The organism is Streptomyces sp. NPDC001493, assembly GCF_053597235.1.
On sequence record NZ_JBSFHV010000016.1, the window covers coordinates 1 to 24747 of the forward strand.

Sequence of the window (24747 nt, forward strand, 5' to 3'; positions counted from 1 at the left end):
CGTCGTCGCCCCCTCTCTCTGCGCGGGTGGGGGGTGGGGGGGGGGGGGGGGCCGCCGCCCCCCCCCCCCGGCCCGAGGGGGGGAGTCCCACCCTAACCCTTCGTGAGCGTTCTCGCCTGCCGCGCCACTCCACAACTACTCTCCGGATTCGCCGGACTCCGTTCCGGGCAGGGAATCCGGCATTCCGGGGCGTGTGGGACGCCTGGGACGGGTGCGGGTTCGAGGGCGTGTCGGGCCGGGGCAGGGACGCGGCAGGGCCGGGGCCGGGACCGGGGTCAAGGCCGGGCCAGGCCGGTTTCAGGGCCGGTTTCTGGGACGGTTTCAGGGCTGGCATCAGGCCGGGTGGAAGCGGATGACGAGCGCGTCCCCGGCGGCGACCACGAAGTCGCCGTTCTCACAGTGGATGACGGCCTCGCGCACCTCGTCGTTCTCGTCCCTGCTCTCCCGCGCTCCGGTGACCGTCCAGCCTCCCCCGTACGGCGCGGGCGGCACGCTGTTCAGCGGGCCGTGCAGCCACAGCCCCGCGGGCACACACCATTCGGGCAGGTGCGGCCAGGTGCCGGCGGTCACCCGCAGCGTCCAGTCGGTGGCACAGGTCATCAGGACGGACCGGTCGTCCGCGAGGACGAACTCGACCGCTTCGGCGCCGCCGGCCCGGCCGTCCGGGCGGTAGAAGACACCGTGGACGCCGATGATCCGGGCGCCCCGGAGCCAGTCGGACCTGCCCGAGCGGTGCCGGCCGGCCGTCCCCCCGGACTGCTCGCTCCCCACGACACGCTCCCTCTCTCCGTACAACTCGTCCAGGATCGCACTCTGCGGTACAAGACGGCACAAGGGGAGGGAGGTTAATGATTTCCTCACCGAAAGCCGTTCTACGGGGCGCCGGTCGGCCTGTGCGCCTCGATCAGGAAACGCGTGGTGTGGGCGGTGAACGCGCCCTCGGTCTCGATCCGCCGGTGCAGCGACTCCAGTTGTGGCCGATAGGCGTCGACCGTGAAGCCCGGCACCATCCAGATGACCTTGCGGAGGAAGTAGACGACGGCCCCGATGTCGAAGAACGCGGTGTCCAGCGACTCCGCCCGCAGGTCGGTCACCACGAGCCCCGCCGCCTCGGCCTCGGCGCGGGCCCGCTCGGGGTCGCGGGCGGCGTACGCCGAGGGCGGCAGCGGGCCGAGGAAGTACTCGACGAGCTCGAAGACGCTCGCCGGCCCGACCTGCTGGGAGAAGTGCGTTCCCCCGGGGGCCAGGACCCGGGCGATCTCCTGCCACCAGGTGGTGACCGGGTGCCTGCTGGTCACCAGGTCGAAGGCGCCGTCCCCGAACGGCAGCGGCGGCTCGTCGGAGTCCACGACCACCACCGCCCCACGCGGGTGGAGCAGGCCGGTGGCGCGGGCCACGTTCGGCGGCCAGGACTCGGTGGCCACCATGAGCGGCGGGAGTACGGGGGCCGAGGCCAGTACCTCGCCTCCGCCGGTCTGGATGTCGAGCGCGGCGGTGGCCCGGCCGAGCCGGTCGGCCATGGCGCGGGCGTACCCCCAGGAGGGCCGCTGCTCGGTCGCCCGCCCGTCCAGCCAGGAGAAGTCCCAGCCGTCCATCGGCGCCGCCTCGGCCTCGGCCACCAGTGCGGCGAAGCGTTCGGCGGACGTCCCGGTGAGAGGCGGGGAGACAGCGGGGTTCTCGGGTTGCTCTGACATGTCCGCAGGGTCGCAGGACGGCGCCGCGACCGCGAACGGTTTTGAGCGCCTGCGTCGTGGGGTTCGGCCGTCGGTTCCGGGAGCCGACGGTACCGTCGCCCCGGCCTGCCCGTCGCCGGGCGTCACAGGGCGCCCAGGACGACGCCGGTCAGCGCGCCCGCGATCATGAAGGGGCCGAACGGGATGCCCGTACGACGGTTCGCGCGCCGCAGCACCAGCAGCCCGAGGCCGTACCCGGCGCCGAAGAGGAACCCGGCGAACCCGCCCGCCACCAGCACGGGCCAGCCGTACCAGCCGAGCACCACGCCGAGGGAGAGGGCGAGCTTCACGTCGCCGAAGCCCATCCCGTTCGGGTTGATCAGGTAGAGGACCAGGTAGAAGCAGCCCAGTGCGGCCCCGCCGAGCAGCGCCCCGGTCCAGGAGCCGACGTGCTCCGGCAGCAGGGCCGCCGCGCCCAGGAGGACGACGGCGGCTCCGGCCAGCGGCAGGGTCAGCTGATCGGGGAGCCGGTGGACCCGGTGGTCGACGGCGGCGAGGAGTACGGCGACGGGGGCGAGCAGCAGCCAGACGGCGAGCTCGGGACGCGCCCCCGTCGCGGCGGCCAGCAGGGCGCAGACCAGTGCGGTCACCACGGGGAGGGCGAGCTGGGGCGCGTACGGGGTGAGGGTGATTGCTGGGGTGGGGGTGCCCGTCGCGCCCGTGGTGCCGGGGGTGGTGCCTGTCGCGCCCGTGGTGCCGGTGGCGCCCGGCGTGTCTGTCGTGCCCGGTACGCAGTGCGGGCAGCGGGCAGGGCCCAGCCAGCCACGGGCGAAGCTGCTGCCGGTGCTGGCGGCACTGCGCGTACTGCGCGTACTGCCGGTGAACGGATGTCCCGCGGGGCAGGCGTCGCGCCACTCCTCTTCCGGCTCCACCGAGAACCGGTACGCGGCGCGCGGGAGCAGCAGCCCGGTGGCAGCGCCCCAGACGGCTGCGAAGGTCACGACGGCGATCCGGATGTCGTCCACGGCCCGACCCTAATCGCACTCCCCCGCACCGGTCTTGGGCCTGAGGGCCCACTGGCGGGACTGCTTGATCTTTTGTCCGACAGGGCACGGGCCGTTCCGGCGGGCGCTACGGTCGGTGCCCATGGGCAGATGGCGTGATGGCGACGGAACACTGACCGTGGGTACGGGCGGCGAGGCGCGGGTGGTCCCGCTGCGGGTGGCCGCTTCGTACCGGGCGCGTACCCGGGGGCTGCTCGGGCAGGACGGGATCGAGGGAGCGCTGCTGCTCACGCCCTGTTCGAGCGTCCATACCTTCCGCATGCGGTTCGCCATCGACGTGGCTTATCTGGACCGGAAGTCGAACGTCGTCGCCGTCCGCACGATGAGGCCGGGCCGACTCGGCCTCCCCCGGCTGCGCGCCCGCCACGCGGTGGAGTCGGAGGCCGGGGCGATGGCCGAATGGGGACTCCGGCCGGGGGTCCGGGTGACGGTGAACCTGGCGGGGCCTGCAGCCGACTGAACTCCCCCACGGGAGAGAGCGCTTCGGGTCTCACGGGGCGTGCGGGAGTTTCCCGGCCTGCGGGAGTTTCCCCGCCTGCGGGAGTTTCCCCGCCTGCGGGAGTTTCCCGGCCTGCGGGAGTTTCCCGGCCTGCGCGGTGACGAGCTCGGACGGTATGGCGGGAATCATGCCGTCCAGGTAGTTGGCCGCACCGAAGACGACCACTGCGGCCGCGCTCCGTACGACGGTGAACACCAGCGGGCTCGGCTGTCCGCCCCTGCCGCACATCATCCGGAAGGCCAACGTGTCCTCGCCGGCGCGCGGGGCGGGGAGCGCGGTGACAGTGGTGTACGCGGCAGGCCCGTCGCCGCCCCGGGTACGGAAGCCGCCCGCGCAGACGGCGACGGCCCGCCGCACCCGGTCCATGAGCGACGCCGCCCCGTCGTCGCGGGCGTACTCGGCCAACAGCACGGTCACCACGGTCTGATCGTCCCGCCCGGCACGGGAAGCATCGACAGCGGTACGCAACACGGTTGCCGCAGGGGCTGGTTGAGGCGCGAGGTTGACCAGGTCGACCAGCGGGGCGCAGGCGGGGTCCTCGGACTGCTCGGTGCCGCGCACCTCCTCGTACCGCAGGGGCGTGATCTCGTACCCCTTCAACTCGCCGCCCTTCAGCACCATTTCGGCCGGTGTGGGAGCGGGTGGTCCGGCAGGCGGGGTGGTTCCGGCGTCGGGCGCGAGGGCCACGGTCGCCGGGCTCGCACTCCCCGGACGCGGACTCGCGGTCCCGGGACTCGAACTCGCCCGATCCGCCACTTCGCCGTCCGGTGCGCAGGCTCCCGCCACCAGGCAGAGCGCGACGGCGGAAAGCGCACCCGCCGTGCGTCCGGGCCGACTTCGCATGCGCCCACCGTCCGTTCTCCGCCGTGCACACCCGTATCGGGGTGCCCGCCCTGTCCGTCCCGTCCGTCGTGTCTCCACCCTGCACGTCCCGCGTTTCGCTTGCATGTCGCGGGAAGCCGCGCGACGACAGGCGGGGCGCGGGATCAGGCGGAGCGCCGCAGGCCGCCCCTCCTACGGTCCGCCGCGCCGGACGGCTGGGTCGCCGGGCCGGGCGCCTGGGACGTCGCGCCGGGCGCGTGGGACGTGCACCCGGTGACGGCCAGGGTCAGCCGGTAGCGCCCCTCCTCCACCGCCTTCGCCCGTAACGACACCAGTGCCGAGGGCAGTTCCGCCGCACGCAAGGACATGATCAGCGACACGTCACGGTTCTGCGCACCGTCCTCCTCGGCGGGGAGCCGCTTCGCCCCATGAAAGTACAGCTCCCGCGCGAAGTCCCGGGCGAAGAAGGACGGTTCCACCGCTCCTCCCGGCCCGCCGCGGTCCTCGGGGCTGGCGGCGAGGACCAGCGCGGAGTACAGCGCGCGGGCGCCGGTCCTCGCCAGCACGTCGAGACCGGCGACGGCTCCGGGACCGTGCAGCTCGGGCAGCGCATGCAGGTGCCGGAGCAGCCCGGGGACGGCGGCGGGCCGCGGGTGCGGACTCCACAGCAGGTCAACGGCGGCCCGACACGCCGCCAGGTCGTCGGCGCGCCCGGCGAGGTCCAGGGATCGCAGCAGCACCACGGAGGTGCGTTCCGCGCAGCCGGCGGCGAAGGCCCTGGCCTGCGGAAGGCTCCCCAGGAAGACCAGACTGCGCACACTTTCCAGTAATTTCACGGCAGGTTCCCGTCGGCGTGCAGCCCGGCACAGTGGGGGGAGCGCCGGATCGCTGTCTCGTGATCTACGAGTCCGACGCTAACTCCCTTACGGAGCCGGGTCTTGGGCCCCTGGGCTCAGCGAGGGCCCAAGATCCCGCCCGTCGGGAAAGCCCGCGCGGGAGCGGCTCATGCGTACCGCCCGCCGTCCGGCCGCCCGAACACCCCAACAGGCATTCAATCCGCGCGACTTGGGCCCGCGATTGGGGCTGGGGACCCGTGCCTGGAGCCCGTACGCCGCCTACGCTCACGGAGGGGCCATGGGCGTACGCCGAGAAGAGGTGGACCGTGAGCGGTGGCGGCTGGGACGGAGAGCGGGTCGAAGCCGGTTCCGGGCCACGTACCGGCAGGCTCCTCCCCCTGATCCGCAGCTGGATGGCGGGCGCGCTCGTCCAACTGGCCGCCGGCTTCATGGTCGGCCGGGCGCTGGAGGTGACGCTGAGCACCCCGAAACGCCTGGACGACTTCGGCTGGCGCCTGGGGCTGCTCCACCTGCCCGGCCTCGCCGTCACCGTGTGCGCCGTACTGGCGGCGGCCCGGCTGCTCCCCGAAAGCCACCTCGCGTCCCGCGTGCTGTACCCACTCGGCTGCCTGGCCGTCCCGCTGGCCCGGCTCGCCCACGGCTACGCCGTCTCCTGGAACCTGGCGGACATCGAGGGGGTCCTGATGCCGGCCGCCTCGCTCGTCACCGGTGCGGCCGTGGGGATCGCGGTGGACCGGCTGCTGGAGGAGCGCGCCACGGCGCCGGTGCCGCCGCCCTCGTACCCGTACGACCGGCGGCACGACGGTGGCGGCAGGACGGGCGGCCACGACTGGCGGGCCCGGGGCGACCGGTAGGGACGACCCCGCGGGCTGGGCGACGGGCCGGAACGGGCGGAGCCCGGGTCACGAGGTGCTCGCGACCCGGGCCCGGCGGTTCGGCCGATCAGAGCCTCAGGAGGTGGCGCCGCGCGGGAAGGAGACCTCCACGCGGCGGTTCTTCTTCCGGCCCTCCTCGGTGCTGTTGTCCGCGATCGGGTACTCCTCGCCGTACCCGCGGATCTCGAAGGTGACCTCCGCGCCGAGCTGCTCGGAGAGCACCGCGTGCACGGCCTCCGCGCGCTGCTTGGAGAGCACGTCGCCGTGGGCCGAGGAGCCCAGATTGTCGGTGAAGCCGAAGACCCGGATCTGGGTGGCGTTCTGGTTCTTGATCTCGGCCGCGATGGCCTCGATCCGGGAGTTCGCCTGCGGGCTGAGCTTCGCGCTGTCCTTGCCGAAGAGCACCTCGGCCTGGAGCGCGAACTTGATGGACTGGTTCGAGTCCTCCCGCCGCTCCTCGCCCCCCATGTCCTCGACGACCTGCACGATGTCGAGAACCTTCCCCGGGGCGAGCGTGCCGCCCTCGGGCATCCGGAGGTCGGGGTCGTTGGCGTCGAGGGGGACGGGGGCCTCGGAGGTGGCCTCGGTGCCGGGAGGGACGGAGGGCCCGTCGTCGGCCAGGGCGGGCGTGCCACCGAACAGGGTCACGCCGGCGATCAGCATCACCGAGGCGACCGGGATGGCCAGGTGCCGTCGCCGTGCCGGGGTCAGTCGCGTGTCAGCCATCCGCGCACTCACCCGGAGATCTTGAGGGACGTGGTGGCGAAGGTCGGGAGGGTGAAGTCGACCTCGGTGGTCGTGGCGGGCGGGGCGGGGAACTGCATGAAGACGGAGGTGCTGTCCCCAGGCTGGAGCCCGGCGATCTTTGTGGTGCAGAGGCATCGGGCGTCCGTGTCACGCAGGACGTAGTACCGCTTCTTGCCCACCTTGTCCACCAGAGTCGCCCCTGCCACCGAGTTGAAGTTGGCACCGACGATGCCCTCTTCGCCTCCCACCCAGGAGGAGGGATTGACCGCGGTGTCGCCGTTGTTCTTGATGACGCCCTGCACGGTCACGAATCCGCCGGGGTCCCGTAGAACCTGGTTGATCGTCATGACGACGCCGTTCCGACCTTGAACTTCCGCGAGCTTGACATCGGGATCCACGTTCTCACCGGCAGCGGTGTCGGGCTGCTGCTGCCCCTTGTCCTCCGACGGGGAGGCGGTGGACGCGGACGTCTGGGACGCGCCCTCGTCGACGGACCCACCTCCGTCGTCCCCGCCGCAGGCGGAGAGCGTGAGGATAAGGGCCGCCACAGCCGAGGCGGCGGACACCGTCCTCAGGGATGTCATCGTGCGCCGAATGCTCATGGGTCGAATCCTCTACTCGTCGTTCGCTGTCATCTGTCGACCAAGTGCACGTCGAAGAGAATTTTGCTCACTCTGGACCACGGCGGGGGACTGCTTGGCCTAATCTCGAGCGCCCCGTTCGGACACGTGAAGAAGTAGACGTCCTGAACACCGTCGTCATTGAGGTCCACGGAGGTCCATTCGCACCCGAAGTCGATCACAGCGGTGGCTTCAGCTGTCGCCCGCGTGCTGTCGGATCCTGGCAGGACCGACGAGTTCACCGAGTCCGAGCCCCGCACCCTGGTCGTCATCGAGTCACGGTCGCGGCCATAGCGCGAATAACAGTCTTCGAGCGTGGCGTCGTTCTCGGAGGCAAGGCTGCGTGCGGCACCGCAGGCCGCGGCAAAGGGAGTGTTGAGGAACTGTTCGATCGAGTTTGTCCAGAGGGCCGCGATGAATGGCACCTCGAACTCCTCCCGCACCGTCTGGGCCGCAGCCAGCGCGGAGGCATCCGCAGCCCCCTGGGCGCCGTTGCGGAGAGCCGACGCCTTCCCGACCGCGAAGAAAGCCAACGCAAGGAAGAGCAGGCCCGCCACCATCATGACGTAGATGGGGAAGGCCTGCCCTCGCTCGCTCCGGGACCGGACGGGCGTCATCCCGAGACGATGTTCTGGACCAACTGGGTGATTCGCTCGGAGATATCCCCGCCGATGCCCGTGCCGAGGATCGCACCGATGATCGCGACGACCACCAGGATAATGCCCAGGTACTCGAACGCCGTCTGCCCCCGATCCTTCGCCGCGTAGCGCTTCCGAATCACCGAAACCGCCGTGCTGGCCCAACCGTTGACGCGAATGGTGCTCTTCAGGGAAGCGTTCGACATGGGGGTCCCCTCCTGGTCCGGTCAGCCGCTTGCCGGCCGACTCGCACTTAGCTTCTGCGTCGCGTTCGGCACCGGCTTCCTCCCGGCCGATGCCGTCCTCGACACGAGAAACATACGGCGCGGGAGACCCTCCACCGGAGGGCCTCAGGGCCCATTCCTGGGCCCAAATTTCGCTGCCTGCCCAGAGGTTGCCCTCGCATCGCACACAGGATCGAGGAACCCTCCACCGGATCAGCTGTTGGCCACCCATGACCTACTGCCTCCCCTGTGGGCCAAGACCTGTGGGAGGTGCCGTGCCGAGCCATCGCGCGATGGCCTCGCTGCGACTACGGCTCTGCAGCTTGGTGAAGATGCGGTTGATGTGGTTCTTGACCGTCTTCTCGCTGATGAAGCAGGTAGCGGCGATTTGCTGATTACTCATTCCGGAAGCAATCAACTCCATGATCTCCACCTCCCGCGAACTGAGCCCATGGTCAAGGTGATTGACGTTCAAGGGTACTCGACCCACCACTGAGGACTGTCCCACAAGAGGTTGCACCTGCGAAAGCCCTTCCGCCTGTCGACGTGGATATGTCTCAGCGGGGAAGCCTGTGGCCTCCGCGAGAGGCCCGGCCGCAACGTACCCCTCCTGTATCGGACTCGACGTGATCGCCATGCCCAGGCCATCGGGCAAAGGGGTCGGATCCGTAAGAACGTCCTGACGCATGTGAGCGAGCAGGGCATTGGCCGCCGTGCTCGAAAAGTGGGCCCGGCCGTCCCTCGTGTCCCGCACCGCTTGCACGAGCTGGTCGGAACTGAATTCACCGTGCACCAGATAGCCGCTCGCACCCAGCCGGAGCGCTTCCCTGACGATCGCACTCTCGCGGCTGTACGTCAGCATCAGTACCGGTGCGATCGGAACCAGGTGGGGCAGAGCGGAGATGCCATCCACCAAAGGCATCCGCACGTCCAGAAGGACGACGTCGGGGCGGTGGGAATGTGCCGCCTCGTAGGCCTCCCTGCCATTCGCGGCCTGCGCCACAACCTCGATGTCGTGACGCCCTGTGAGCAAGGCGCCAAGTCCTGCCCTGACCACAGGATTGTCATCGGCCACAACTACTCTCATCGGAGTCCGGCGCCCGACGGCCGGGGGAAACGGCGACTGCGGAGGAAGGCCCCCGGGGCCCACGCTTGGCCGGGGAACAGGGATCCCGCGTCCGTGCTGTTCAGCTGTGTACTGGGGGCTGCTCTGCTCTTGAGTGTCGCGCCGCCCTTGCGGGCGGGAGCTGTCGTCCGGCACGCCGCGAGCTCCTCTCAGATCGCATCGGTTGGCTGGGTGGGGGATGAGGAGGTCTCGGGCGAGCAGGGTCCCGTCCGATCCCGCCCCGCTGCCGTGGCGTGAAGAGCGGCAAGCGGCAGCTCGAGACGGACCTCCGTGCCTCGCGCGGCCTCCCCCTGGCCGATCCGGATCCGCGCGCCAATGGACGCCGCCCGCTCGACCATGCCGACGAGGCCGAAGTGGCCGGCGCCGCGGAGCGTTTCCAGCGATGTTCCGATCGGCAGGCCACGCCCGTCGTCACAAACGCTGATACGCAGGACGTTGCCAGTTACTCCCGCGAGCACGGCGAGATGACTCGGGTCGGCGTGCCGATGAGCGTTTTCCATCGCCTCTGCGACCACCGTGAGCAGTTCCCGCGCCACCACGTGGGGAACTGCCGGTGCTGGAGCGTCACTCAGCAGTCGGAAGGACGCGACCACGGCGTGCTGTTGAGTAAAGTCCTGCGTACGTAAGCGAAGTTCGCTGAGTACATCGACCCCTCCGTCCAGCCCCGACTCGCGGCGCAGGTCGGTGAGGAGTTCACGGGACTCCGTGGCCGCGCGGCGCGCGGCACGGGCAACAAGTCCGGCCTGGCTCCGGATGGTGGGCTGATCCATCTGGTCGACGGACCCAGAGAGTCCCTCTGCCGCCAGAGCGAGGCCGTGCAACGTCTTGGCCACTGAATCGTGCATCTCCCTGGCAAGCCGGGTGCGCTCACCTTCCACCGCTTCGTTCACGGCAAGACGCGCTCTCGTTTCGGTGAGCGCCTGGCTGGCCGCACCGAAACGAAGCAGAAGGTTACGCAGCGTAACCCCCATCGCGCCTGCGATCACGCAGAACCCTGGCAGCAGCAACACTCCAGTGTCGTCGCCGTTCCGAAGACCGGGCACGGTGTTGTACACCCCGAGGACGATCACGATCTGAAGCGCCGCGAAGACAGCGGATCCCCTCCAGCCGTAGACAAGTCCCGCCAGCAGCGGGGTGCACACCGTGACGTAGGCGAGCGTCGAATCAGGGGTGGCAGTGATGAGCAGCAGTGCGCCCAGGCTGACGTCCACGGCGAGAACCCAGCGGTGTCTCAAGAGTTGCGGCCCAAAACGCTCCCAGTCGCGGAACAAGGCGTATGAGCCCATGAAGGTGACCAGGATCGCTCCACCGACGAGCCAGCCGGCGGCACCCGAAGCCGCTCCGCCAATGGCAAAGGGAGTGGCGACGGCGATCATCGCGAGCCGAAAACCGAACACCTGACGGCACATGGCCTGCAACGCGTTGACCTGGATGGTCAACGTGGGTTCAGGTGCCGGAGACTCGCCCCCGGGGCGAGCCCCATCCGGCCTGTCGACCAGTGACCGGCGCAACTGAAGCCTCACAGCATCACCTCCTCCCCACGTTGGCACCCTGTTCTCTCTCACTTCCCCGAGACGAAGCCCAGGTCGAGGTTGGCCCCGTACACGAACCCGACCGTCAGCAGGACGAGCGTCCCCGGCAGGAGGAACGTCGTCACGGCGAAGGTCGCTTTAGGCACGGCACGCGCGGCCTTCCGGCGGGCGTTCTGGGCGTCGGTGCGCCGCATGTCGTTGGCGATCTGGATCAGGGTGTCGACGATCGGGGCACCCAGCTCCTCACCCTGTTGGAGAGCGGTGACGAACATGGCGACCTGTTCGGAGTCGTTGCGCTTGCGCAGCTCGTCGAAGGCCTGGCGCCTGCTGACACCCATGTCCATCTGCCGGAGAGTGATGCGGAGTTCGTCGGCCCAGGGCCCCTCGTACTTCTCCGCCACCCGGCCCAGTGCCTGCCGGAAACCGAGCCCCGCGGACACCACCACCGCGAGGACGTCGAGGAAGTCCGGGAGTGTGCGCTCGATGTGCTCTCGCCGGGCGCGGACCGCCGACCAGATGCCTGCCTCTACCCAGAACAGCCCGAAGACGACCATCAGCAGGGCGAAGAAGACCTGGCCGCGGAGCAGCATCGCGAAGGCGCCGAACAGCCCGAGGGCGCCGTAGACCGCGCGTCGGGCCGCGTAACGGTCGATGGTGAGGCCGCCGGGGTTGCCCGCCATGTCGATCTGGCGGCGCTTCTTGTTGACGGCCTTCTCGCCCATCATCCGCAGCACCGTCGGCGCCCACCGCATGCCGATCCGGTCGACGCCCGAGCCCACGGCAGAGGTGCGGGTGGAGCCGACTTCGAGGGCCACGGCGAGGTCGGTGGGGAGCTTGGCGTCCGCGCGGTACATCCGGTAGCCGTACAGAATTCCGTAGATCGCGAGTCCCGCGCCCACAGCGAGCAACAAGTCCATGTCGGTTCCTCCCTCAGACGTCGATGCGGGACATGCGACGGATCACGACGAATCCGATCGTGTACAGGGCGATGGAGACCACCACGGCGGCCTGACCGAGAAAAGCTCCGGTCATACGGTCGAGAGCTCCCGGCATCACGGCGTTCATCAGGAGCATCGCCCCGAGGCCGAAGACGGGCACGGCGTAGGCGGTGACCGTGACCTGGGAGAGCTGGGTCTTGACTTCGCGCCGGGTCTCCTTGCGCTCTTCCAGCGTCTCGGTGAGGTTGCGCAGAGAGCTCACGACGGTGCCACCGGCCCGGTTGGAGAGCACCAACGTGGATACGAGAACGGAGAGTTCACGGGAAGGGAGCCGGTCGGTCAGTTCGCTGAGGGCGTCGTCCAGGGACTCTCCCACCGCGAGTCGGCGCGCCACCCGGGCCAGTTCCTCTCCGGCCGGGTTCTCCAGCTCTTCCGCCGCCATGGCGAGTGACGTACGGAGTGCCAGGCCGGCCTGAGTGGCGTTGGCGAGAACCCTGGAAAGTTCGGGCAGCTGGTTGATGAATCGCTCGATCCGTTTGTTGCGCTGCCAGTTGAGGAAAGCATTAGTCGCCCACAGCCCGATCAGCGCCGCCACCGGCCCGAAGAAGGACGCCAGCATCGCGGACGCCACGGCCCAGAGGATCGCCATCGCCGCGATCGCGTACACCAGGAACTCGCCCGGCGTCACCTCCAACCCTGTCGCGCCGAGCTTGAGTTCGAGCTTCCGGCCCAGCTTGGTCGTCCGCAGCCGCCGGTCCACACCGGCGAAGCGTCTGTTGCTCCTGGCGGCGTGTCCGGCGTACGACAGCCGCTCCACGAGTGCGTCGCGGTCCGCCTTGCCGCCGGTGTAGGCGTACAGGCCCCAGACGCCGAGTACGCCGCAGAGCAGCGTCACGCCGACCGTGATCAGAGGGAGATAGTTCATGGCGGGGGTACCTACATGGCCTCTCGGGTCGCGAGTTGGTCGGAGTGCATGGCGACGCCGAAGGCCTGCGGGATGGGCTGGCTGGCCATGTACAGGCGGTCGGCGATGCGGCGGGGCAGCGGGAGGTACTGGAACTGGCCGTAGATCCTGCCGTCCGCGGCCATCGGCTGCGCGTTGAAGCGGGCGACGCTCACGATGCGGTACGGGTCGCGGCCGTGGGAGTCCAGGGCGGCGATCTCGGTGATCTTGCGGGTGCCGTCGGCGTGCCGGGTCAGCTGGACGATGATGTCGACGGCGCTGTTGATCTGGTCGTGCAGCGCCTCGAACGGGATCTTGATCTCGGACATCGAGGCGAGGGTCTGGAGGCGCATCAGCGCGTCCTCGGCGTTGTTGGCGTGGACGGTGGCGAGCGAGCCGTCGTGGCCGGTGGACATCGCCTGGAGCATGTCGAGCGACTCGCCGCCTCGGACCTCACCGACGACGATGCGGTCGGGGCGCATACGCAGGGAGTTGCGGACCAGGTCGCGGATGGTGATCTGGCCCTTGCCCTCCACGTTGGCGGGGCGGGACTCCAGCCGGATCACGTGGTTCTGCTGGAGCTGGAGCTCTGCGGAGTCCTCGATGGTGACGATGCGCTCGTTGTTCGGGATCAGCCCGGAGAGCGCGTTGAGCAGGGTGGTCTTCCCGGTGCCGGTGGCGCCGGAGACGATGATGTTGAGCTTGGCCTGGACGAACCCCGCGAGCAGCACCAGCATCTGTTCGTCGAGCGAGCCGAAGCCGATCATCTCGTGGAGCGTGAAGGAGCGGGGGAAGCGCCGAATGGTGAGGGTCGCGCCGGTGAGCGAGAGCGGCGGGATGATCACGTTGACGCGCTCGCCGCTGGGGAGCCGGGCGTCGACCATCGGGTTGGACTCGTCCACGCGGCGGTTGACGGTGGAGACGATGCGCTCGATGGTCTGCATCAGCTGTTCGTGCGATCCGAAACGCAGGGGCAGTTGCTCGACCTTGCCGCTGCGCTCGACGAAGACCTGGTCGGGGCCGTTGACCATGATTTCGGTGATGGACGCGTCCTCGAGCAGCGGCTCCAGGATACCGAGGCCGAGGGCCTCGTCCACGACGCGGCGGATGAGCTGGGAGCGCTCCAGGGTCGAGAGGACGGGGCCCTCGCGGCTGATGATGTGGCCGAGTACACGCTCCAGCCGGACCCGCCGGTCGGCGGCGGCCAGCGAGGACATCTCCGCGAGGTCGATCTCCTCCAGGAGCTTGGCGCGGTAGAGGGCGACCATGTGGCCGTCCTCGCGCGCCCCGCCGTTCTCCTCGGGAGCGGTGATGCGTGCCCGCAGGCTCATGTGCGTGACTCTCTCTCTGGCTGTCCGGTCGGTGCCGCGGGCGGGGAAGGGGGTACGGGGTGCGGGGACGGCCCGGTCAGCCCCGGGGGAAGGTGGCGCTGCGTCGGGCCCAGGACCAGTCGACGCCGGGGACCACGCTCGGGACCTTGATCCGTACGGTGGCGGTGACCTCGTCGGCTCCGCCGGACATGTCGATGTCGAACTCGTCGGAGCCGGTGAGCCAGTCGCTGATGGCGTCGCGGCCGTCCTGCTCGGCGTCCCCGCGCGGGTAGTCCTGGCTGGCGCTGCGGGCCGCGACCCGGGCGGCGGTGCCCGCCTGGTTGGCCGCGTACGCCGCGAGGCCCAGCTGGAGCGCGAGCATCCCGACCAGGAGCAGCAGGGGGAGGAAGCCGAGGTACTCGATGGCGACCTGGCCCCGGTCGCGCCGGGCCTCTCCGGAGGCGGCGGGAGCGGACACCGGGGCGGGGACGGTGGTGGTCGTCATCGCTCAGCCCTCCTGCGGCGAGGCCGCGTCGCCGTCGATGTGCACGTTCAGGTCGAAGAGGCCGGGCACCAGGACGGGAACCTTGAGCGTGACCTTCGTCCGGTAGAGGGAGGAGCCGCTGCTGCACCTGATCACGGCGTTGCCCTCCCAGGCGTCGGGCAGGTTCTCGCGGGCCTTCTGCCGGCAGGCGAAGCTCGAACCGAATTCGGCGCCGGCCCCGGCCCGCGCACCCTTGTCGGCCGCGTTCCCGGCGAGCATGAAGGTGTAGCCGACGAGGGCGAGCTCCCAGAGCACCAGCATGATCAGGATGATGAACGGCGTCATGCCCAGGAACTCGATCGCGGTCTGCCCCCGGTCGCGCCCGGGCCCACCGGCGGTACGGAGCCGCGGCCCCGGCCCACCGGCGGTACGGAGCCGCGCCCTCGGCCCACCGGCGGTACGGAGCCGCGGCCCGGTCCCGCGGAAGGCGTCGAGCGGCCGCCCCCCGCTCCCGTCACGCGTGGGTCGGGCGGGCCTGCCGTTCCGGGAGGAGGCGCCGGGGCGCCTCCTCCCTATGTCGGTGTCGTGCGTCAGCGTGGTGGTCATCGGTCAACGTGTCCCCTCGGTCCGTCCCCGGCCCGCGTCGGTGCCGCGCCGTCCGCGCGGGCCTCCGATCGAGCCCCGGTCGTTGCGCACCTTGCCGTTCTTCTTCTCCCCCGGCCGGGGCTTGACGATCCCGATCTCCCCGGCCAGTCCCCAGAGCGCCTGCTTGACCGTGCTCTTGGCGTCGAGTTCGTGGAGCCGTCCGGCGTCGACGACGCCCTGGAGCTCCTTGAAGTTGGCGGGCACGGCAACGCCCGCGACGCGGGTGCCGGTGATCTTCTGGATCAGCGGCGGCTGGATCTCCGTGCTCCGGGTGTAGCGGTTGACGACGGTGAGGGTCTCCTCCGCCTTGCGGATCTGCAGCCGGTCCCACATCCGTACGATGCGTTTGGCTCCGCGTACCGCGACGACGTCGGGGGTCGTCACCAGCACGGCCACGTCCGCCATCTCGACCGCTGCCGCGTTGGCGCCGTTCATCTGGCTGCCGCCGTCCACGACGACGACCTCGTACCGGGAGCGCAGCGCGCTGACGATCTGGCGGGCGGACCGGTCGCTGACCTCCTCGCCCCGCTCCCCCTCACCCGGCGCGAGCAGCAGGGCGAGGCCGGTGGAGTGGGAGAAGACGGCGTCGGTGAGGACGCGCGGCGATATCTCGGAGACCAGGGCGAGGTCGACGATCGAACGGCGGAACTGCACGTCCAGGTAGGAGGCGATGTCGCCGGTCTGCAGATCCATGTCGACGAGGGCGACGGTCTGCCCGGACGCCTGCGCCGCGAGGGCGAGTTGTACGGCGGCGACCGTGCAGCCGACGCCGCCCTTGGCGCCGGTGAGGGTGACGACCATGCCGCCGGGGCCGGTGAAGACCTCGTTGCCCGAGGAGAGGTGGCGCCGCACGCCGGAGGCCCACTGGGCCGCGGCCTGGATGCGGTTGACCAGCTCTTCGTAGCTGAGCGGGAGCGTGACGATGCCGCGGGCGCCGGAGTCCATGGCGTCGGCGAAGAGCGCGGGGCCGGCGTCGGTGGTGATCAGGACGACCCCGACCGCCGGGAAGCGGAGCGAGACCTCCCGGATCAGCTCCAGGGCGGGCACCGGGCCGATGCGTTCGTGGACGAGGACGACCTCCGGCAGCTCGTCGAAGGCCTCTCCCGCCAGTCGGGCGAGGGTGTCGATGAGCTGGGTGGAGTCGCCGACCGGGGTGGCCGGTTCGGCGTCGGGCAGCTGGCTGAGCAGGGTGGTGACGGATCTGGCCGCGTCGATGTCCCCGACGGCCGGGAGGATTCTGATGGTCATCCGTCCTCACTTGTCCTTGTCGAGCTGGTACGTACGGTCGCCCGGACGGATGGTTCCGTCGCTGCCGGGGGCGACGAGCGCCAGCCGTACGTGCTCCGCGAAGGACTCGGCGTACGCGATGCGCTGGGTGTCCAGCGTGTTGAGGGCGAACGTGATCGGCACCGCCTGCGTCATCTGGAAGGAGGTGCTGCTGCGGTCCGGTTCGAGTGCGGTGAGCTTGCCGACGTCGAGCACCCTGGCGTTGGCGACGATGACCTTCGACTGCGCCGGGTCGCCGTCGCGTTCACCGGCGAAGGTCGCGTAGACGTTCACCGTGGCGCCCGCGGTGATCTTCCCCGCGACCCCGGTCGCGGCGTCGATCATGATGGCGATCTCCTGTTCGCCCGCACGGAGTTCGGGCTTGGCGACCATCATGTCGGTCTGCAGCAGGGAGCCTTCGCGGAGCTGGGTGACGGCGATCTTGCCCTGCACCTCGCGCAGATCGGTCACGGCGTTGGCGGAGAGCCACCGCTCCGGCATCGAGATCTTCTCGAACTGGCCGCTGTTCAGCGCCGTGTACGGGGCGACGTTGGTCTTGAGCTGGTACGCGGTGACCTCGGGTCCGACCTTCGAGTTGACGTCACTGATCACGGAGAGCACTCCTGCGAAGGCGCCGAAGGCGCACAGGACCGACAGGAGCAGGAGTATGACGCCACGGCGCTGGCGGGAGTTCATGGACCGGACAACCTCGTTCGGATCGGATGCGTGGGGCGGCGGACAGGGAGGGATGTGCGCGGTGCGGGGTGCGCGGCGAGGGGCGGAGGAGCCGGCGGCGGGTCGCTACCTTTCGCGGGCGAGCACGACCGAGCCGTGGGTGCGGTTCTCGGGCTGCGTGAGGGGGGACGAGCAGAACCCGCAGCGGTCTCCGATGAGTTCCATGCCGCACCAGTGGCAATTCTCCCGCCGTACCGAAGCCACCAGCTGGTACAGCACGGAGATGTCCGGGAGGTAGGAGGCGAATTCCACCAGCTTCGAGGTGCCCCACCAGCGGACCGAGTCGGCGGGGAGCGCCGCCTCGTGAATGGCCTGGACCTTCCAGTCCGCGGCCAGCCGCTCCCGTACCCATTCCTGTGGGGCCTGGCCCTTGGCGATCAGCAGATGGGTCGCGAAATCCGGTCCGGGCAGCGGCTCCATCGTGGGCCGTACTCTGACCAGTCGCGCCCCGGCTCCGGCGAGTGCGGCGAACTGGGCTCCGGGAACCCATGACTTGGCGTGCTCCTTGAGGCTGACCGGAAAGCGGTCGAGCTTGGCCACGGAGTTCAGCAGGGCTCCGGCGTGGATGTAGTGGGCGAGCAGCCGGACGGCGGACGCGACCACGCCGGGGCTGAAGTCACAGATGGAGAGTTGCCTCAACTGCCGTACGAGTACGGCGATTCCGAGCGGCGGAAGATCTACTTTGAGCAGCGCGATCCGGTCGCTCTCCAGCACCGAACGGATGGCGTACAGCCGTCGCTCGTGGGCGGGCGGAAGGGAGGACGGGTACACGGCGATCACGTATCCGTGCTGCTCCAGCAGGAGATGGATGTCGCCGACGGCGAGTTCCAGCGCCTGATCCTCCGGTGCGTGCAGCAGGGCGGCGGTCGGTGTCTGCTGGTCGGTCGGTGGCAGCACCAGGTCAGCGCTGGTTACTGCAATGGCGATCGGCACGCTGTTCCCCGTTCGGCTCCGGTCGGCATCGCACCGCCGACCGCAATCGCTCCTGTCCGTGGTTCTCCGACAGCACTGTAGTCACGTCCTACCAGGCGGGAAACCGTCTTCAGGAATCAATATGGAGACGGATACCGGGAACACGGCGCCGCCGCGGGTCCCATATCAGCGCGCGGCGGCGGTAGTTGAATTCGGGACGCCGAGGAGGTTTATCCGGCGTTTTCCCGGCCATTCACCAAATCGCTGATCTTGGGCGCACGTTGAGGTTTCACGCATCGTCGGCCGCGCCCGCGTACGGCAATTGATGAGTACGAGAACTCATTGACGCCACCCGCTCCCCTGTGCGTCCGCATGATGCCCATCGGCGCGGCCGCCAACCCTTCTTTGCACACGCCATTTTATCCGGGTCACGGGGCAACCGGCCCGGCCGTCGGACCGGGGCGGCATCAGCCGGACCCCGCCCGAGGTCCCGCGCCTCGTCCCGCAGCCGTCGGCCCGGGTGACGGGGCGGCGACCGGATCGGTCCGGCCGGCGGTAGCCCGATCTCGCCGGACCTCGGCAACAGCCCTACGAGCGCGCCGCGTTGACATCGGCGCGCGGACCCACACGGTCGCAAAGGTTCCGGCCGCCGCCCTGCGGGCCGGGACACGGAGGGACTCGTACTCAGCGCACGGATCGGCCCGGACCGGACAAACGGTGCGTCGTCCGGGCTCCCGCACAACCGCTAGGACGAGTGAATGAACAACAAGGGTCTTGACAACTTGATTGGTCTGGACCAGTTTATCGGCCAGCGGTGGCCACCGTCCCCCCTCGTCGCCCTCCCGCGGCGACTCCCACGCAAAACCGCACGGACCCGCACGGACTCCCCGGCGCACCCCCGCCACCACCCCGACTCCCCCCGGAGGATGCAGTGGAACGCACCGCAGGCAGCAGGCACCGAAGGCCCCACACCCGTCCCGCACTCGGCGCCGCCATGGCGGTCGTCGCGGCGGGCGCGCTGACCCTCACCGGCATGGTGAGCAACGCGGAGGCCGCCGACGTCAACGTGGCCAAGAACGCGGGCTTCGAGTCGGGCCTCACCAACTGGACCTGTACGGCGGGCAGCGGAGCCACCGTCTCCTCCCCCGTGCACGGCGGCAGCTCCGCGCTCAAGGCGACCCCCGCCGGGCTGGACAACGCGCAGTGCAGCCAGACCGTCGCGGTGAAGCCCAACTCGACGTACTCCCTCTCCTCCTGGGTGCAGGGCAGTTACGTCTACCTGGGCGTGAGCGGCACCGGCACCACGGACGTCTCCACCTGGACGCCGAGCGCCACGAGCTGGTCGCAGCTCGCGACGAGCTTCACGACGGGCGCCTCCACCACCTCGGTGACCGTCTACACCCACGGCTGGTACGGCCAGCCCGCCTACTACGCGGACGACATCGCGGTCACCGGCCCGGACGGCGGCGGCGGCACCGACCCCGCCCCGACGGTCCCGGCCACTCCGGCGGGTCTCACCTCGGGCTCCAAGACCTCGTCCTCCGTGTCGCTCTCCTGGAACTCCGTCTCCGGGGCCACCGGCTACACGGTCTACAAGGACGGCGCGAAGGCCACCACCTCGACCGGGACCTCGACGACCATCTCCGGGCTCTCCGCCGACACCGCGTACTCCTTCGCGGTCAGCGCCACCAACGCGGCCGGCGAGTCGGCCAAGTCGGCGGCGCTCAGTGTCCGTACGTCCACCTCGGGCACCACCAACCCGCCTCCGTCGACCACGGTGCCGAAGCACGCGGTGACCGGCTACTGGCAGAACTTCAACAACGGCGCGACCGTCCAGAAGATCAGTGACGTGCCGGCCGCCTACGACATCATCGCGGTCTCCTTCGCGGACGCCACGTCCACGCCGGGCGCGGTCTCCTTCACGCTGGACTCGGCCGGTCTGAACGGCTACACCGTCGACCAGTTCAAGGCCGACATCAAGGCCAAGCAGGCCGCCGGGAAGAACGTCATCATCTCGATCGGCGGCGAGAAGGGCTCGGTCGCGGTCAACAGCGACGCCTCCGCCACCGCCTTCGCCGACTCGGTCTACTCCCTGATGCAGACGTACGGCTTCAACGGCGTCGACATCGACCTGGAGAACGGCCTCAACTCCACCTACATGACGAAGGCGTTGCGCGCGCTCTCCACCAAGGCGGGCTCGGGCCTGGTCATCACGATGGCCCCGCAGACCATCGACATGCAGTCGACGTCCGGCGAGTACTTCAAGACGGCGCTCAACGTCAAGGACATCCTGACCGTCGTCAACATGCAGTACTACAACAGCGGTTCGATGCTCGGCTGCGACGGCAAGGTGTACTCGCAGGGCTCGGTGGACTTCCTCACCGCGCTCGCCTGCATCCAGCTGGAGGGCGGTCTCGACGCCTCGCAGGTCGGCCTCGGAGTTCCCGCCTCGACCCGCGGCGCGGGCAGTGGCTACGTCGCCCCGTCGATCGTGACCGCGGCGCTCGACTGCCTCGCCAAGGGCACCAACTGCGGTTCGTTCAAGCCGTCCAAGACCTACCCGTCGATCCGCGGCGCGATGACCTGGTCCACCAACTGGGACGCCACCGCGGGCAACGCCTGGTCGAGCGCGGTCGGCGCGAGCGTCCACGCCCTGCCGTAACCGGCCCGACGGAAATCGGACCGCCAGAAATCGGCGACCGGCCGTGAGCTGAAGGCCGGAGCCACACCGTCGAAAAGCGTCACCGCTCCCCCGGTGGCGCTTTTCGGCGTTCCGGGGGAGCGGTGGAGGTACGGCGGGGTGCGCGGGCTCAGCCGAGTACGGCGAGCGCGTCGATCTCGATGAGCAGGCCCTTGGGCAGGCCGACGTAGACCGTGGTGCGCGCGGCGGCGGGGGCCTTGAGGCCCTGCTCCTCGAAGTACGCGTTGTAGATCTCGTTCATCTCGGCGAAGTGGTCCACGTCCGTGAGGTAGACGCGCATCATCATCACGTCGTCCCAGCTCGCGCCGCCCTCCTCCAGGATCGCCTTGACGTTGGCGAAGGTCTGGAGGGTCTGCTCGCGCAGGGTGGGGCCGGCCGGGGTCGGGGCCTGGCCCTCCACGGCGGGGAGGAAGCCGACCTGGCCGGCGACCTGGAGGATGTTCCCCTTCTTCACCCCGTGCGAGAACTTCGCGGGCGGGGTGGTGTGGGTGCTGGGCGTGAGAGCGGTCTTCTCGGTCATGGGGTGTCCTTCGACGGTGCGGTGTTCGACGGTGCGGTGTTCGACGGTGCGGTGTTCGTATCGGGTGCGGCGGTCACGGCGGGCACGGCCGTGCCCGAGTACTCCCGGCTGATGGCGTCGGCGGTGCGGCGCAGCAGCGGCAGCAGTGCGAGCAACTCCTCGGCGGTGACCAGGACGTTCGGCGCGGAGACCGACATCGCGGCGACCACGCGTCCGTCGGCTCCCCGGATCGGGGCGCCGACGCAGTTGATGGACTCCTCGTGGCCGCCGAGGTCGGTGGCCCAGCCCTGTTCGCGGACGGTGGCGAGTTCGCGGAGGAACGCTGCGGCGTTGGGCGTCGAACGGGACGTGTACGAGGGGTAGTCGAGCCGTTCGGCGACGGACCGGCGCTCCGGTTCGGGGAGGTCGGCGAGGAGCAGTTTGGCGACGGCGGCGACGGACATGGCGACGGTCTTGCCGATGCGCGAGTACATCCGGACCGGGTAGCGGCTGTCGACCTTGTCGATGTAGAGGACCTCGCCCTCCTCGTACACGGCGAGGTGGACGGTGTGTCCGCAGATCTCGTTGAGCTCCACGAGGTGCGGGTGGGCGATCTCGCGGACGTCGAGGTTCTCGACGGCCTCCTGGGCGAGCGCGAAGAGGCGGGCGCCGAGCCGGTAGCGCTGGTCCTCCTGGCGGTAGACGAGTCCGTGTTCGCGCAGGGTGCGCAGCAGGCGCAGCGCCGTGGACTTGTGGACGCCGAGCCGGTCGGCGACGCGGCCCAGGTCGGCGGGGCCCTCGGCGAGCAGCGGCAGGATGCTCAGCGCGCGGTCGACGGTCTGGCTCATCCGGTGACTCCTTCCGCCGCCGCTCCCGTACGTCCCCCGTCCACGGGCTCACCCGCGTCGCGCCCCGCCCATCCGGGGCCGAGTCGCAGTGTCCCCCATGCCTCGTCGTCCAGCGCGGCGAGCCGGTCGACGTGGGCGCGGGCCGGGGGGTGGGCGAGGTCGCCGGGGACGGTGAGGACGGCTGCGGCCAGCAGGTGGCCGTGGCGGATCCGGTCGCGTACCGGCAGACCGCGCAGGGTCGCGGAGAGGAAGCCGGCGGCGAAGGCGTCGCCGGCACCCACCGCGGCGACCACGTCCACGCGGGGGGCCGGGACCGTGGTGGTCTCGTCCGTCCCCGCGCCGGGCGGGGTGCCGTCGGGGCGGGCGAGGACCGTCGCGCCGTCCGCGCCCTGCTTGACGACGAGGACGGCGGGTTCCGGGAGGGCGGCGCGCAGGGCGTCGGGGCCGTGCACGCCCCAGGCCTCCGCCGCCTCGTCCTCGCCGACGAACACCACGTCGGCGCCGCGTGCCAGGTCGCGCAGGACGCCGGGTCCTGCGGGGTGTCCGCGCCAGAGGCGGGGGCGGTGGTTGATGTCGAAGGAGACCAGGGGCCGGCCGGGGCGCTGGGCGGTGAGCGTGCGCAGCAGGGCGAGGCAGTCGGCGGAGAGCGCGGCGGTGATGCCGGTGAGGTGGAGGACGCGGCCGGCGAAGAGGGCGTCGTACGGGGCGTTCGCCGGGGACATCGCGGAGGCGGCGGACCCGGCGCGGTAGTAGGCGACCTCGTGGTCCGGGTCGGAGCGGTCGGCGGCGGTGCGGAAGTAGACGCCGGTGGGGCGGTCGGGGTCGCGGTGCACGGCGGAGGTGTCGACGCCGTGTCCGGCGATGGCGTCGACGAGGTGGTCCCCGAAGCCGTCGTCGCCGACCCGGCCGACCCAGGCCGTCCGGTGCCCGGCCCCGGCCAGGGCGCAGGCGACGTTGGACTCGGCGCCGCCGATTCCGCGCAGGAAGCCGGGTACGTCGGCGAGGCGGCCGGGCCCGGTGGGGTGGAAGGTCACCATCGACTCGCCGAGGCAGACGACGTCGACGGCGCCGGGGGCAGCGGCCCGGGCGGGCTCGGAGGCACCGGCGTCCGCGGGGTCGGCCGTTCCCGTTCCGGTTCCGGGCACCTGGGCTCCTCGCTGGTCGCTGGTCACTGTCTGTGGGGCTGCCGTCGGCGCCGGCCCGTCGTTGACCCGGCGTCGGCTCGGATGTTAGACAGCCAGGAGCGACATACGCAATGAGCGTTGCAGAGAATGCAACGCTCCGGGAATCCGGGAAACGGGAAAAGGGGATCCGCATGGCAGCCGACGCGACATCCGGTAGCGGGAACACGGGCACCACGGCGGCCGGCGCGGCCGAGGACGCGGTGGCGGTCGCGGAGCGGTACGCCGCCGCGCTCGCCGACGAGCGGATCGACTCCCGTTTCAAGGGCCTGCCGCCGGACGCCGAGGGGCTCACCGTGGGCGCCCTCGCCGCCGAGGCCCGCCCCCTCTTCTCCGGCGGGTTCACCACCCCGCTGCTGACGCTCTCCGCCGAGTCGCTCGACGCCAACCTCGCGCTCCTGGAGACGTACACCGAGCGGCACGGGCTGGCCTTCGCGCCGCACGGCAAGACCTCGATGTCCCCGCAGCTCTTCGCCCGCCAACTCCGCCACGGGGCCTGGGGGATCACCGCCGCCGTCCCGCACCAGGCCCGGGTCTACCGCGACCACGGCATCCGGCGGATCTTCCTCGCCAACGAGGTGGTGGACCCGGTCGCGCTGACCTGGCTGGCGCGCGAGCTGGACGCGGACCCGGAGTTCACCGTCGTCGTTTACGTCGACTCGGTGCGCGGGGTCGAGCTGATGGACGAGGCGCTGCGCGCGGCGGGCGCCCGCCGTGCGGTGGACGTGGTGGTGGAGCTGGGCGCGGGCGAGGGCGCCCGTACCGGCGTACGTACGGAGGCGGAGGGCGCGGCGGTCGCGGAGGCGGTCGCCGCCGTGTCCACGCTGCGGCTGGTCGGGGTCGCCGGTTACGAGGGCGAGGTGCCGGGGGCCACGACCGGGCGGGTCGGTGACTGGCTGCGCCGACTCGTCGCGCTCGCCGCCGAGTTCGACAAGGCGGGCCGGTTCGGCGGACTCTCCGGGGACGAGGAAATTCTGGTGAGCGCGGGCGGCAGCGCCTGGTTCGACGTGGTCGCCGAGGTGTTCGCCGCGATCCCCGAACTGAGCCGCCCGGTCTGCAAGTTGCTGCGTTCGGGCGCGTACGTCTCGCACGACGACGGCCAGTACCGCAATCTCACTCCCTTCAACCGGGTCCCGGAAGAAGGAGAGTTGCAGCCCGCCTTCCGGCTGTGGACGCAGGTCGTCTCGCGCCCCACGGACGGCCAGGCGTTCGTCAACGCGGGCAAGCGGGACGCCGCCTACGACCTCCACCTCCCCGAGGCCCAGGTGGTCCGTTCGGCCCGGGACGGTTCGGTGCGGCCGGCGACCGGGATCACCGTGACCGGCCTCTCCGACCAGCACGGCTGGCTGGCCACCGAGCCGGGCACCGGCCTCGAGGTCGGCGACTGGGTCGGCCTGGGGCTCTCGCACCCGTGCACCTCCTTCGACAAGTGGCAGCTGATCCCCGTCGTGCGGCAGGACGGCACGGTGGCCGAGTACCTGCGCACCTACTTCTGAGACCGCCCTGAAGCGTGTTGCGAAAGTGGCGCCGTCCGCCCGGAGGGCAGGCGGGACTTCCGCAACACGCTTCAGCCCGCCGCACCCGTCCGAACCCGCACACCAGAGCCCC

At 70.5% G+C, this 24747-nt stretch carries 26 protein-coding genes; 4 read left to right on the forward strand and 22 right to left on the reverse strand.

The window, feature by feature from the left end; all coding sequences use genetic code 11:
* Nucleotides 1-333: 333 nt before the first annotated feature.
* The 3 genes from ACWCWD_RS22355 to ACWCWD_RS22365 form a co-directional block, all read right to left on the reverse strand.
* Nucleotides 334-771 carry a hypothetical protein gene (locus ACWCWD_RS22355; protein WP_390963579.1) on the reverse strand — a complete coding sequence of 146 codons (438 nt, stop codon included), beginning with the start codon at nt 769-771 and terminating at the stop codon, nt 334-336.
* Between the two features lie 101 nt (nt 772-872).
* The gene (locus tag ACWCWD_RS22360) at nt 873-1694 is read right to left on the reverse strand and encodes a class I SAM-dependent methyltransferase (RefSeq protein ID WP_450774838.1); all 822 of its coding nucleotides are present in this window, start codon (nt 1692-1694) and stop codon (nt 873-875) included.
* A gap of 122 nt (nt 1695-1816) precedes the next feature.
* Nucleotides 1817-2689: a prepilin peptidase gene (locus ACWCWD_RS22365; RefSeq protein ID WP_450775180.1), complete on the reverse strand. Its 873-nt coding sequence runs from the start codon at nt 2687-2689 to the stop codon at nt 1817-1819.
* Nucleotides 2690-2819: 130 nt separating this feature from the next.
* On the opposite strand from ACWCWD_RS22365, the gene ACWCWD_RS22370 reads away from it, so the two are divergent.
* Nucleotides 2820-3197 carry a DUF192 domain-containing protein gene (locus ACWCWD_RS22370; protein WP_450774840.1) on the forward strand — a complete coding sequence of 126 codons (378 nt, stop codon included), beginning with the start codon at nt 2820-2822 and terminating at the stop codon, nt 3195-3197.
* Between the two features lie 30 nt (nt 3198-3227).
* Here ACWCWD_RS22370 and ACWCWD_RS22375 read toward each other — a convergent pair whose 3' ends face one another.
* The gene (locus tag ACWCWD_RS22375) at nt 3228-3857 is read right to left on the reverse strand and encodes a hypothetical protein (protein ID WP_450774842.1); all 630 of its coding nucleotides are present in this window, start codon (nt 3855-3857) and stop codon (nt 3228-3230) included.
* A 365-nt stretch (nt 3858-4222) separates the two neighbouring features.
* The gene (locus ACWCWD_RS22380; RefSeq protein WP_450774844.1) at nt 4223-4894 is read right to left on the reverse strand and encodes a hypothetical protein; all 672 of its coding nucleotides are present in this window, start codon (nt 4892-4894) and stop codon (nt 4223-4225) included.
* A gap of 326 nt (nt 4895-5220) precedes the next feature.
* Here ACWCWD_RS22380 and ACWCWD_RS22385 point away from each other — a divergent pair, with 326 nt between their 5' ends.
* Nucleotides 5221-5769: a hypothetical protein gene (locus ACWCWD_RS22385; RefSeq protein ID WP_450774846.1), complete on the forward strand. Its 549-nt coding sequence runs from the start codon at nt 5221-5223 to the stop codon at nt 5767-5769.
* A gap of 96 nt (nt 5770-5865) precedes the next feature.
* Here the strand turns inward: ACWCWD_RS22385 and ACWCWD_RS22390 are convergent, their stop codons facing one another.
* The 14 genes from ACWCWD_RS22390 to ACWCWD_RS22455 all read right to left on the reverse strand — a co-directional run bounded on the left by ACWCWD_RS22390 (nt 5866) and on the right by ACWCWD_RS22455 (nt 17931).
* Nucleotides 5866-6516, reverse strand: coding sequence for an OmpA family protein (locus ACWCWD_RS22390; protein ID WP_450774848.1), 651 nt, complete (start codon nt 6514-6516; stop codon nt 5866-5868).
* A gap of 8 nt (nt 6517-6524) precedes the next feature.
* On the reverse strand, nt 6525-7139 hold the full coding sequence (locus ACWCWD_RS22395) for a hypothetical protein (RefSeq protein ID WP_450774850.1): 615 nt from the start codon (nt 7137-7139) through the stop codon (nt 6525-6527).
* Between the two features lie 29 nt (nt 7140-7168).
* The gene (locus ACWCWD_RS22400; protein WP_450774852.1) at nt 7169-7774 is read right to left on the reverse strand and encodes a pilus assembly protein TadG-related protein; all 606 of its coding nucleotides are present in this window, start codon (nt 7772-7774) and stop codon (nt 7169-7171) included.
* Nucleotides 7771-8001, reverse strand: a complete 231-nt coding sequence (locus ACWCWD_RS22405; protein WP_450774854.1) for a hypothetical protein — start codon at nt 7999-8001, stop codon at nt 7771-7773. The genes ACWCWD_RS22400 and ACWCWD_RS22405 overlap by 4 nt, the downstream gene beginning before the upstream one ends.
* Nucleotides 8002-8254: 253 nt before the next feature.
* Nucleotides 8255-9280, reverse strand: coding sequence for a response regulator (locus ACWCWD_RS22410; protein WP_450774856.1), 1026 nt, complete (start codon nt 9278-9280; stop codon nt 8255-8257).
* Nucleotides 9281-9294: 14 nt separating this feature from the next.
* Nucleotides 9295-10644 carry a sensor histidine kinase gene (locus tag ACWCWD_RS22415; protein ID WP_450775182.1) on the reverse strand — a complete coding sequence of 450 codons (1350 nt, stop codon included), beginning with the start codon at nt 10642-10644 and terminating at the stop codon, nt 9295-9297.
* A gap of 62 nt (nt 10645-10706) precedes the next feature.
* The gene (locus tag ACWCWD_RS22420; protein ID WP_450774858.1) at nt 10707-11594 is read right to left on the reverse strand and encodes a DUF5936 domain-containing protein; all 888 of its coding nucleotides are present in this window, start codon (nt 11592-11594) and stop codon (nt 10707-10709) included.
* 13 nt (nt 11595-11607) lie between these two features.
* Nucleotides 11608-12540 carry a type II secretion system F family protein gene (locus ACWCWD_RS22425; RefSeq protein ID WP_450774860.1) on the reverse strand — a complete coding sequence of 311 codons (933 nt, stop codon included), beginning with the start codon at nt 12538-12540 and terminating at the stop codon, nt 11608-11610.
* An 11-nt stretch (nt 12541-12551) separates the two neighbouring features.
* Nucleotides 12552-13889, reverse strand: coding sequence for a CpaF family protein (locus ACWCWD_RS22430; protein ID WP_390963593.1), 1338 nt, complete (start codon nt 13887-13889; stop codon nt 12552-12554).
* A gap of 76 nt (nt 13890-13965) precedes the next feature.
* On the reverse strand, nt 13966-14373 hold the full coding sequence (locus ACWCWD_RS22435) for a TadE/TadG family type IV pilus assembly protein (RefSeq protein WP_450774862.1): 408 nt from the start codon (nt 14371-14373) through the stop codon (nt 13966-13968).
* A 3-nt stretch (nt 14374-14376) separates the two neighbouring features.
* A complete protein-coding gene (locus ACWCWD_RS22440) occupies nt 14377-14712 on the reverse strand; it encodes a septum formation initiator (protein WP_450775184.1) in 336 nt (111 codons plus the stop codon).
* 249 nt (nt 14713-14961) lie between these two features.
* A complete protein-coding gene (locus ACWCWD_RS22445; protein ID WP_450774864.1) occupies nt 14962-16245 on the reverse strand; it encodes an AAA family ATPase in 1284 nt (427 codons plus the stop codon).
* A 6-nt stretch (nt 16246-16251) separates the two neighbouring features.
* Entirely contained in the window at nt 16252-16959 is a 708-nt protein-coding gene (gene cpaB, locus ACWCWD_RS22450; RefSeq protein ID WP_450774866.1) for a Flp pilus assembly protein CpaB, read from the reverse strand.
* A gap of 105 nt (nt 16960-17064) precedes the next feature.
* On the reverse strand, nt 17065-17931 hold the full coding sequence (locus ACWCWD_RS22455) for a hypothetical protein (RefSeq protein ID WP_450774868.1): 867 nt from the start codon (nt 17929-17931) through the stop codon (nt 17065-17067).
* 910 nt (nt 17932-18841) lie between these two features.
* On the opposite strand from ACWCWD_RS22455, the gene ACWCWD_RS22460 reads away from it, so the two are divergent.
* Entirely contained in the window at nt 18842-20572 is a 1731-nt protein-coding gene (locus ACWCWD_RS22460; protein WP_450774870.1) for a chitinase, read from the forward strand.
* Between the two features lie 148 nt (nt 20573-20720).
* Here the strand turns inward: ACWCWD_RS22460 and ACWCWD_RS22465 are convergent, their stop codons facing one another.
* Genes ACWCWD_RS22465 through ACWCWD_RS22475 form a run of 3 tightly spaced genes read right to left on the reverse strand, consistent with a single transcriptional unit; the run spans nt 20721 to nt 22995 of the window.
* Nucleotides 20721-21131, reverse strand: a complete 411-nt coding sequence (locus ACWCWD_RS22465) for a RidA family protein (RefSeq protein ID WP_386887679.1) — start codon at nt 21129-21131, stop codon at nt 20721-20723.
* The gene (locus tag ACWCWD_RS22470) at nt 21128-21958 is read right to left on the reverse strand and encodes an IclR family transcriptional regulator (protein ID WP_450774871.1); all 831 of its coding nucleotides are present in this window, start codon (nt 21956-21958) and stop codon (nt 21128-21130) included. The genes ACWCWD_RS22465 and ACWCWD_RS22470 overlap by 4 nt, the downstream gene beginning before the upstream one ends.
* A complete protein-coding gene (locus ACWCWD_RS22475) occupies nt 21955-22995 on the reverse strand; it encodes a sugar kinase (RefSeq protein WP_450775186.1) in 1041 nt (346 codons plus the stop codon). The genes ACWCWD_RS22470 and ACWCWD_RS22475 overlap by 4 nt, the downstream gene beginning before the upstream one ends.
* A 278-nt stretch (nt 22996-23273) precedes the next feature.
* Here ACWCWD_RS22475 and ACWCWD_RS22480 point away from each other — a divergent pair, with 278 nt between their 5' ends.
* Nucleotides 23274-24635, forward strand: coding sequence for an alanine racemase (locus tag ACWCWD_RS22480; RefSeq protein WP_450774873.1), 1362 nt, complete (start codon nt 23274-23276; stop codon nt 24633-24635).
* The last annotated feature ends 112 nt before the right edge of the window (nt 24636-24747 follow it).